The sequence below is a fragment of the Streptomyces yangpuensis genome (assembly GCF_001005295.1).
GTDB lineage: Bacteria > Actinomycetota > Actinomycetes > Streptomycetales > Streptomycetaceae > Streptomyces > Streptomyces yangpuensis.
The window spans coordinates 36206-46012 of the sequence record NZ_LBMK01000010.1; the positions used below are offsets into that span (position 1 = coordinate 36206).

Consider the following 9807-nt stretch of genomic DNA (forward strand, 5'->3'; position numbering starts at 1 on the left):
GAAGGGACGAGAAGGCCGGTCACCTCTTCCTCGGGGCATACCACCCCTCGGAACAGGCGACCGGCCTGTATGGGACCGACAAGTGTACGTCGGCGGAGCTCAGCGTGCGTTGAAATACTTCGCTTCGGGGTGGTGGATCACGATCGCGTCCGTCGACTGCTCCGGGTGGAGCTGGAACTCCTCCGAGAGGTGGACGCCGATCCGCTCCGGCTGGAGGAGGCCGGCGATCTTCGCGCGGTCCTCCAGGTCGGGGCAGGCGCCGTAGCCGAGGGAGAAGCGGGCACCCCGGTACTTGAGGTCGAACATGTCCTCGACCTTCGCCGGGTCCTCGCCGCCGAATCCGAGCTCGGCGCGCACCCGGGCGTGCCAGTACTCGGCCATGGCCTCGGCGAGCTGGACGGACAGGCCGTGCAGCTCCAGGTACTCGCGGTAGGAGTCGGACTCGAACAGCCGGGCCGTGGCCTCGCCGATCTTCGAGCCGACGGTGACCACCTGGAGGCCGACGACGTCGGTCTCGCCGGACTCCTCCGGGCGGAAGAAGTCCGCGAGGCACAGGCGGCGGCCGCGGCGCTGGCGCGGGAAGGTGAAGCGGGTCCGCTCGTTGCCGGCGTCGTCGAGGATGATCAGGTCCTCGCCCTTGGAGACGCAGGGGAAGTAGCCGTAGACGACGGCCGCCTCCAGCAGGTTCTCGGTGTGCAGCTTCTCCAGCAGGCCGCGCAGGCGCGGGCGGCCCTCGTTCTCGACGAGCTCCTCGTAGGTGGCTCCGCCGGCGCGGGCCTGCTTCAGACCCCACTGGCCCTTGAAGAGGGCGCCCTCGTCCAGCCAGGAGGCATAGTCCTTGAGCGGAATGCCCTTGACCACCCGGGTGCCCCAGAACGGCGGGGTGGGCACCGGGTTGTCGACGGCCACGTCGGAGCGGCCGCCGGCCTCCTCCGGCTCCTCCGCCTGGAGGGCCGGGCCCCCTGGTGTCGCAGTGCGCTTGGCGACGCGGCGCTGCTTGAGCTCGGGCAGGGCGGCCCCCGGCACGCCGCGCTTGACGGCGATGAGGGCGTCCATGAGGCGCAGGCCCTCGAAGGCGTCGCGGGCGTAGCGGACCTCGCCCTCGTAGATCTCGTGGAGGTCCTGCTCGACGTAGGCGCGGGTGAGGGCGGCGCCGCCGAGGATCACCGGGTAGTCGGCGGCCAGCTTGCGCTGGTTCAGCTCCTCCAGGTTCTCCTTCATGATCACGGTCGACTTCACGAGCAGGCCGGACATGCCGATGACGTCGGCCTTGTGCTCCTGGGCGGCTTCGAGGATCGCGGAGACGGGCTGCTTGATGCCGATGTTGACGACGTTGTAGCCGTTGTTGGTCAGGATGATGTCGACGAGGTTCTTGCCGATGTCGTGGACGTCGCCGCGGACGGTGGCCAGCACGATGGTGCCCTTGCCCTCGTCGTCCGTCTTCTCCATGTGGGGTTCGAGGTAGGCCACGGCCGACTTCATGACCTCGGCGGACTGCAGGACGAAGGGGAGCTGCATCTGGCCGGAGCCGAAGAGCTCGCCGACGACCTTCATGCCCTCCAGGAGGGTGTCGTTGACGATGTCGAGGGCGGGGCGGGTCCGGAGAGCCTCGTCGAGGTCGGCCTCCAGGCCGTTCTTCTCGCCGTCGATGATGCGGCGCTGCAGGCGCTCCTCCAGGGGCAGCGCGAGGAGTTCCTCGGCGCGGCCGGCCTTGAGGGACTTGGTGTTGACGCCCTCGAAGAGGGCCATCAGCTTCTGCAGCGGGTCGTAGTCCTCGGTGCGCCGGTCGTAGATCAGGTCGAGGGCGGTGGAGACCTGCTCCTCGTCGAACCGGGCGATCGGCAGGATCTTGGAGGCGTGGACGATGGCCGAGTCGAGGCCGGCCTTGACGCACTCGTCGAGGAAGACGGAGTTCAGCAGGACGCGGGCGGCGGGGTTGAGGCCGAAGGAGATGTTCGACAGGCCCAGGGTGGTCTGGACGTCGGGGTGGCGGCGCTTGAGTTCGCGGATGGACTCGATCGTGGCGATGCCGTCGCCGCGGGACTCCTCCTGGCCGGTGCAGATGGTGAAGGTCAGGGTGTCGATGAGGATGTCCGACTCGCGGATGCCCCAGTTGGCCGTGAGGTCCTCGATGAGGCGTTCGGCGATGGCGACCTTGTGCTCGACGGTGCGGGCCTGGCCCTCCTCGTCGATGGTCAGCGCGATGAGCGCGGCGCCGTGCTCCTGGGCCAGCCGGGTGACCTTGGCGAAGCGGGACTCGGGCCCGTCGCCGTCCTCGTAGTTCACCGAGTTGATGACCGCGCGGCCGCCGAGCTTCTCCAGGCCCGCCTTGATGACGGGGACCTCGGTGGAGTCCAGGACGATCGGCAGGGTGGAGGCGGTGGCGAACCGGCCGGCGAGCTCCTCCATGTCGGCGACGCCGTCGCGGCCGACGTAGTCCACGCAGAGGTCGAGCATGTGCGCGCCCTCGCGGATCTGGTCGCGGGCCATCTCGACGCAGTCGTCCCAGCGGCCCTCCAGCATGGCCTCGCGGAACTTCTTGGAGCCGTTGGCGTTGGTGCGCTCGCCGATCGCCATGTACGAGGTGTCCTGGCGGAAGGGCACGGTCTGGTAGAGCGAGGCGGCGCCGGGCTCGGGCCGCGGGTCGCGCTGGACGACCGCCGCGCCGCGGACCCGCTCGACGACCTGGCGCAGGTGCTCGGGGGTGGTGCCGCAGCAGCCGCCGACCAGGGAGAGGCCGTACTCGCGGACGAAGGTCTCCTGGGCGTCGGCGAGCTCGGCGGCGGTCAGCGGGTAGTGCGCGCCCTCCTTGGTCAGGACGGGCAGGCCGGCGTTGGGCATGCAGGAGAGCGGGACGCGGGCGTTGCGCGCGAGGTAGCGCAGGTGCTCGCTCATCTCGGCGGGGCCGGTGGCGCAGTTCAGGCCGATCATGTCGATGCCGAGGGGCTCCAGCGCGGTCAGGGCCGCGCCGATCTCGGAGCCCAGGAGCATGGTGCCGGTGGTCTCGACGGTGACGGAGCAGATCAGCGGGACGCTGACGCCGAGGGCGTCCATGGCGCGGCGGGCGCCGATGATGGAGGACTTGGTCTGCAGGAGGTCCTGGGTGGTCTCGACGAGCAGCGCGTCGGCGCCTCCGGCGAGCAGGCCCTCGGCGTTGGTCTGGTAGGCGTCGCGGATCTGCGCGTAGGTGATGTGGCCGAGGGTGGGCAGCTTGGTGCCGGGGCCCATGGAGCCGAGGACCCAGCGCTGCTGTCCGGTGGAGGCGGTGAACTCGTCGGCGACCTGGCGGGCGATGCGGGCGCCGGCCTCCGACAGCTCGAAGTTCCGTTCGGCGATGTCGTACTCCGCGAGGGCCGCGTAGTTCGTGCCGAAGGTGTTGGTCTCGACGCAGTCCACGCCGACCGAGAAGTACGCCTCGTGGACGGAGCGCACGATGTCGGGGCGGGTGATGTTGAGTACCTCGTTGCAGCCTTCGAGCTGCTGGAAGTCCTCCATGGTGGGGTCCTGCGCCTGGAGCATCGTTCCCATGGCTCCGTCGGCGACGACCACGCGGGTCGCGAGCGCCTCCCGGAGCGCATCGGCCCTGGTCTGGGTGTCGGCGGGCGGGTTCGGCAACGAGGCCATGGAGTGCTCCCTGGGATGCGACGGCTGTCGGCTTTGCACCCCCGCTGTGTCAGGGGTGCACGCGGCCAGGGTAACCGCGAGGCACCGGCCCCGGTGTGGGTGTCCCACGTGGCGGACTGCATTCTGTGGCGGGAAGTTGTCAGGGGTGTCCCGTTGCCCGTACGGCGAACAGATCGGCCGACGGTGCGCGAGGTCGGCATCGACCGATACTGTTCAGCATTGTCGAACCGCGTCAAGATGTCAGTAGTAACGAAGGTCAGCAGGAGGCTGCGCGATGGCACGGAACATCCAGTCGCTCGAACGAGCCGCTGCGATGCTGCGACTCCTGGCGGGCGGCGAGCGCCGGCTGGGGCTCTCCGACGTGGCCTCGTCGCTGGGCCTGGCCAAGGGCACGGCCCACGGCATCCTGCGCACCCTGCAGGCCGAGGGCTTCGTCGAGCAGGACCCGGCCTCCGGGCGCTACCAGCTGGGCGCGGAGCTGCTGCGCCTGGGCAACAGCTATCTCGACGTGCACGAGCTGCGGGCCCGCGCCCTGGTGTGGACCGACGACCTGGCCCGGGCGAGCGGCGAGAGCGTGTACGTGGGCGTGCTGCACCAGAGCGGGGTGCTGATCATGCACCACGTGTTCCGGCCCGACGACAGCCGTCAAGTGCTGGAGGTCGGGGCGATGCAGCCGCTGCACTCGACGGCGCTGGGCAAGGTGCTGTCGGCGTACGACCCGGTCGCGCACACCCAGGCGCTGGAGGTGGAGCGCGACGCGTTCACCCCCCGTACGGTCACGGACGCGGCCGGCTTCGAGGAGATCCTGGGCCTGACCCGGGCGCGCGGCTGGGCCGCGGACGTCGAGGAGACGTGGGAGGGCATCGCCTCGGTGGCGGCGCCGATCCACGACCGGCGCCGGATGCCGGTGGGTGCCGTGGCGGTCGCGGGCGCCGTGGAGCGGGTCTGCGGCGAGTCCGGGGAGCCCCGTGCGGCCCTCGTGGCCTCGGTGCGGGACTGTGCGCGCGCGGTTTCACGCGACCTCGGCGCAGGCCGGTTCTGACCTCCCTTTAGCAGGCTTCGGCCATCACCTGGCACCCTTCTGCCCATTTTTCGCCATATCTCGACCTTGAGATGGCCGGATTTGGCTGATCGCACCTACGGGTAACGATCCGACACATTGGCCTGGCCGACCCTTGACGCATTCTTCACCTGGGCGGAAAACTGCCGTTCACCGGTCGACATTGTCGAACACCTACCGGCAATACGCGCTAGGATGCGACAAGGCCAAGGACCGGTGCAGCACTCACCGAGTGCGCGGAACCACCGGAGGGACCCGGTTTCCGCCCACCCCTGGACGTACGTAAGGAGTCGCGGGTGTCCAGCTCCGACATCTTCATCGGCGAGACCATCGGTACCGCCCTGCTCACTCTGCTCGGCGGTGGCGTCTGCGCCGCAGTGACCCTCAAGAGCTCCAAGGCCCGCAACGCGGGCTGGCTCGCGATCACCTTCGGCTGGGGCTTCGCCGTTCTGATCGCGGCCTACGTCTCCGCGCCGCTCTCCGGTGCGCACCTCAACCCGGCGGTCACCGTCGGCCTCGCCGTCAAGACCGGCGAGTGGGGCGACACCCCCGTCTACTTCGCGGGCCAGCTCCTGGGCGCGATGCTCGGCGCGGTCGTCATGTGGGTCACCTACTACGGCCAGTTCCGCGCCCACCTGGCGGACCCGGAGCACATCCGCGACGCCAAGCTCGGTCCGGAGGACCCGCACCCGCACGACGTGGCCGGCCCCGTGCTCGGCATCTTCTCCACGGGCCCCGAGATCCGTAACGTCGTGCAGAACCTCGCGACCGAAATCATCGGCACCGCCGTCCTGATCCTGGCGATCCTGACCCAGGGCCTCCAGGACGGCGGCAAGGGCCTCGGTGTCATAGGTGTCCTGATCACGTCCTTCGTGGTCGTCGGCATCGGCCTCTCGCTCGGTGGTCCCACCGGTTACGCCATCAACCCGGTCCGCGACCTCGGACCCCGAATAGTCCACGCCCTGCTGCCGCTCCCCAACAAGGGCGGCTCCGACTGGGGATACTCCTGGATCCCGGTGGTCGGCCCGCTCGTCGGTGCCGTGCTCGCCGGCGGTCTTTACAACATCGCGTTCGCCTGATCAGCATCTGCAGCGCTCGTAAGATCCGCACCGCACTCCTGATTCCGCCTACTCACCAGACCTGCCAGGAGCAGCCATCATGACCAGCAGCACCGGCCCCTTCATCGCCGCGATCGACCAGGGCACCACCTCCTCCCGCTGCATCGTCTTCGACCGCGACGGCCGTATCGTCGCCGTCGACCAGAAGGAGCACGAGCAGATCTTCCCGAAGCCGGGCTGGGTCGAGCACGACGCCACCGAGATCTGGACCAACGTCCAGGAGGTCGTCGCCGGGGCCATCGCCAAGGCCGAGATCACCGCCGCCGACGTCAAGGCGATCGGCATCACCAACCAGCGCGAGACCACCGTCCTGTGGGACAAGAACACCGGCGAGCCGGTCCACAACGCGCTGGTCTGGCAGGACACCCGCACCGACGCCCTGTGCAAGGAGCTCGGCCGCAATGTCGGGCAGGACCGCTTCCGCCGCGAGACCGGCCTGCCGCTGGCGAGCTACTTCGCCGGCCCGAAGGTCCGCTGGCTGCTCGACAACGTCGAGGGTCTGCGCGAGCGCGCCGAGGCCGGCGACATCCTCTTCGGCACCATGGACTCGTGGGTGATCTGGAACCTCACGGGCGGCGCCCAGGGCGGTGCGCACGTCACCGACGTCACCAACGCCTCGCGCACCATGCTGATGAACCTGCACACCCTGGCCTGGGACGAGAAGATCGCGGAGTCGATGGGCGTCCCGCTCAACGTGCTCCCCGAGATCAAGTCCTCCGCCGAGGTCTACGGCCACGTCAAGGAGGGTGTCCTCGCCGGTGTCCCGGTCGCCTCGGCGCTCGGTGACCAGCAGGCCGCGCTCTTCGGCCAGACGTGTTTCGCCGAGGGCGAGGCCAAGTCCACGTACGGCACCGGAACGTTCATGCTCCTGAACACCGGTGACAAGATCATCAACTCCTACAGCGGCCTGCTGACCACGGTCGGCTACCAGATCGGCGACCAGAAGCCGGTCTACGCCCTGGAGGGCTCAATCGCCGTCACCGGCTCGCTCGTCCAGTGGATGCGCGACCAGATGGGCCTGATCAAGTCCGCGGCCGAGATCGAGACCCTCGCCTCCTCCGTGGAGGACAACGGCGGCGCCTACTTCGTGCCGGCCTTCTCCGGCCTGTTCGCCCCGTACTGGCGCTCCGACGCCCGCGGTGTGATCGCCGGCCTCACCCGGTACGTCACCAAGGCGCACATCGCCCGTGCCGTCCTGGAGGCCACCGCCTGGCAGACCCGTGAGATCACCGACGCCATGACCAAGGACTCGGGCGTCGAGCTCGCCGCCCTCAAGGTCGACGGCGGCATGACCTCCAACAACCTGCTGATGCAGACGCTCTCGGACTTCCTGGACGCCCCCGTGGTGCGCCCGATGGTCGCCGAGACCACCTGCCTCGGCGCCGCCTACGCCGCCGGCCTGGCCGTCGGCTTCTGGCCCGACACCGACGCCCTGCGCGCCAACTGGCGCCGCGCGGCGGAGTGGACCCCGCGGATGCCCGCCGAGCAGCGGGAGCGCGAGTACAAGAGCTGGCTCAAGGCCGTCGAGCGGTCCATGGGCTGGGTCGACGACGAAGACGCCAGCTGATCCGCACCAGCTGAGTCAATCGACGAGGAGCGATAAGAGATATGAGCACCCTGCAGAGCGTCCCCGCCCTGGGTACGCACCCGACCGCCGGCGCGAACGCGAGCCGTGCCGAGACCCGCGAGCAGCTGGCGAAGGCCACGTACGACCTGCTGGTCATCGGTGGTGGAATCCTGGGCACCTCGGTGGCCTGGCACGCCGCGCAGTCGGGCCTGCGGGTTGCCATGGTGGACGCCGGCGACTTCGCCGGCGCCACCTCCTCGGCCTCCTCCAAGCTCGTCCACGGCGGCCTGCGCTACCTGCAGACCGGCGCGGTCAAGCTGGTCGCGGAGAACCACCACGAGCGGCGGGTGCTGGCCAAGGACGTGGCCCCGCACCTGGTCAACCCGCTCACCTTCTACCTGCCGGTCTACAAGGGCGGTCCGGTGGGTGCGGCCAAGCTGGGCGCGGGCGTCTTCGCCTACTCCGCCCTCTCGGCCTTCGGCGACGGCATGGGCAAGGTCATATCCCCCGCCCGTGCCGTCGCCGACAACCCCGGTCTGAAGACCGACAACCTCAAGGCCGTCGCGGTCTACTACGACCACCAGATGAACGACTCCCGCGTTGCCGTCATGACGGTCCGCGCGGCCGTCGAGTCGGGTGCCGTCGTCCTCAACCACGCCGAGGTCACCGGCCTGCGCAAGACCGGCGGCCGGGTCACCGGCGCCGAGCTCAAGGACCGTCTGGACGGCACCGAGTTCGGGATCGACGCCCGCGTCGTGCTCAACGCCACCGGCCCGTGGGTGGACCACCTGCGGCGCATGGAGGACAAGCACTCCCTGCCGTCGATCCGCCTCTCCAAGGGCGCGCACATCGTCATGAAGCGCAAGTCGCCGTGGAAGGCCGCCATGGCCACCCCGATCGACAAGTACCGCATCACCTTCGCCCTCCCGTGGGAGGACCAGCTGCTGCTCGGCACCACCGACGAGGTGTACGAGGGCGACCCGGCGGACGTGCGCGCCACCGAGTCCGACATCCAGCAGATCCTGGACGAGGCGGCCTTCTCGGTGAAGGACGCCGACCTCGACCGCTCCCTGATGACGTACGCCTTCGCCGGCCTGCGCGTGCTGCCCGGCGGCCCCGGCGGCGTGGAGAAGGCCAAGCGCGAGACCGTCGTCTCCGAGGGCGCGGGCGGCATGCTGTCGGTCGCCGGCGGCAAGTGGACGACGTACCGCCACATCGGCCGCGTCGTCATGGACAAGCTCGCCAAGCTCCCGGGCAGCCCGCTGACCGAGGACATGGAGCCGGTGAAGTCCCTCGTACGCCGGATCGCGCTGCCGGGTGTCGCCAACCCGAACGCGGTCGCGCACCGGCTGCTGGTGGACCGTGAGCCCGGCACCCGGATGGACCCGCTGACCGCGCGCCACCTGGCCTCGCACTACGGCTCCCTCGCCTTCGACATCGCCCGCCTGGCGAACGAGGACCCGGCGCTGGCCGAGCGCATCCACCCGGACGGTCCGGAGATCTGGGCGCAGGTCGCCTACGCCCGTGACCACGAGTGGGCCGAGACGGTCGACGACGTGCTGCGCCGCCGCACGACGGTGACGATCCGCGGCCTGGACGACGAGTCCGTGAAGGCCCGGGTCGAGGAGATGCTGGCCCGCAAGGCATAGCTCTCACGCAGGTGGGGAAGAGGGGCGGTTCCGAGGGGAACCGCCCCTCTGTCGTGGGCTGTGGCCGGTGTCCCTCCAAGGCTTAGGCTGACCCACGTACGCAAGGAACTTCGGAAGGAGACCTGGGTGATCGAGCTTGAGGGCGTGCCCGAGCTGATCGACCCGGTCATGGTGGCCGCGTTCGAGGGCTGGAACGACGCGGGTGACGCGGCCTCCGGTGCGGTCGCACACCTGGACCGGGAGTGGAAGGGCGAGGTCTTCGCGGCTCTGGACGCCGAGGACTACTACGACTTCCAGGTCAACCGGCCCACGGTGTGGCTGGACAACGGGGTACGGAAGATCACGTGGCCGACGACCCGGCTCTCGGTGGTCCGGATCGGCGGGGCCAAGCCTCGCGACCTGGTGCTGGTACGCGGAATCGAACCGTCCATGCGGTGGCGGTCGTTCTGCAACGAGATCCTCGGCTTCGCGCACGAGCTGGGCGTCGAGATGGTCGTCATCCTCGGGGCGCTCCTCGGGGACACGCCGCACACCCGGCCGGTGCCGGTGAGCGGGGTCACCTCGGACGCGGACCTGGCGCGGACCATGGACCTGGAGGAGACCAAGTACGAGGGCCCCACGGGCATCGTGGGCGTCCTCCAGGAGGCCTGTACGCACGCCGGGGTGCCGGCCGTGTCGCTGTGGGCGGCCGTGCCGCACTACGTGTCGCAGCCGCCGAACCCGAAGGCGACGCTGGCCCTCCTCAACCGGCTGGAGGACCTGATCGACATCAGGATCCCGCTGGGCGAG

The 9807-nt window shown here is 69.8% G+C and carries 6 protein-coding genes; 5 read left to right on the forward strand and 1 reads right to left on the reverse strand.

What is annotated here, in order from left to right:
- Positions 1-99 precede the first annotated feature (99 nt).
- Positions 100-3624 carry a methionine synthase gene (gene metH, locus AAT21_RS32210; protein ID WP_046780525.1) on the reverse strand — a complete coding sequence of 1175 codons (3525 nt, stop codon included), beginning with the start codon at positions 3622-3624 and terminating at the stop codon, positions 100-102.
- Between the two features lie 274 nt (positions 3625-3898).
- Here metH and AAT21_RS32215 point away from each other — a divergent pair, with 274 nt between their 5' ends.
- The 5 genes from AAT21_RS32215 to AAT21_RS32235 all read left to right on the forward strand — a co-directional run.
- Positions 3899-4666, forward strand: a complete 768-nt coding sequence (locus AAT21_RS32215) for an IclR family transcriptional regulator (protein ID WP_046780526.1) — start codon at positions 3899-3901, stop codon at positions 4664-4666.
- A gap of 314 nt (positions 4667-4980) precedes the next feature.
- Positions 4981-5763 carry an MIP/aquaporin family protein gene (locus tag AAT21_RS32220; protein WP_046780527.1) on the forward strand — a complete coding sequence of 261 codons (783 nt, stop codon included), beginning with the start codon at positions 4981-4983 and terminating at the stop codon, positions 5761-5763.
- 79 nt (positions 5764-5842) lie between these two features.
- Positions 5843-7369, forward strand: coding sequence for a glycerol kinase GlpK (glpK, locus tag AAT21_RS32225; RefSeq protein WP_046780528.1), 1527 nt, complete (start codon positions 5843-5845; stop codon positions 7367-7369).
- 41 nt (positions 7370-7410) lie between these two features.
- On the forward strand, positions 7411-9018 hold the full coding sequence (locus tag AAT21_RS32230; RefSeq protein ID WP_046780529.1) for a glycerol-3-phosphate dehydrogenase/oxidase: 1608 nt from the start codon (positions 7411-7413) through the stop codon (positions 9016-9018).
- 126 nt (positions 9019-9144) lie between these two features.
- Positions 9145-9807, forward strand: a 663-nt coding sequence (locus tag AAT21_RS32235) for a PAC2 family protein (protein WP_046780642.1), incomplete at its 3' end; no start/stop codon positions are given.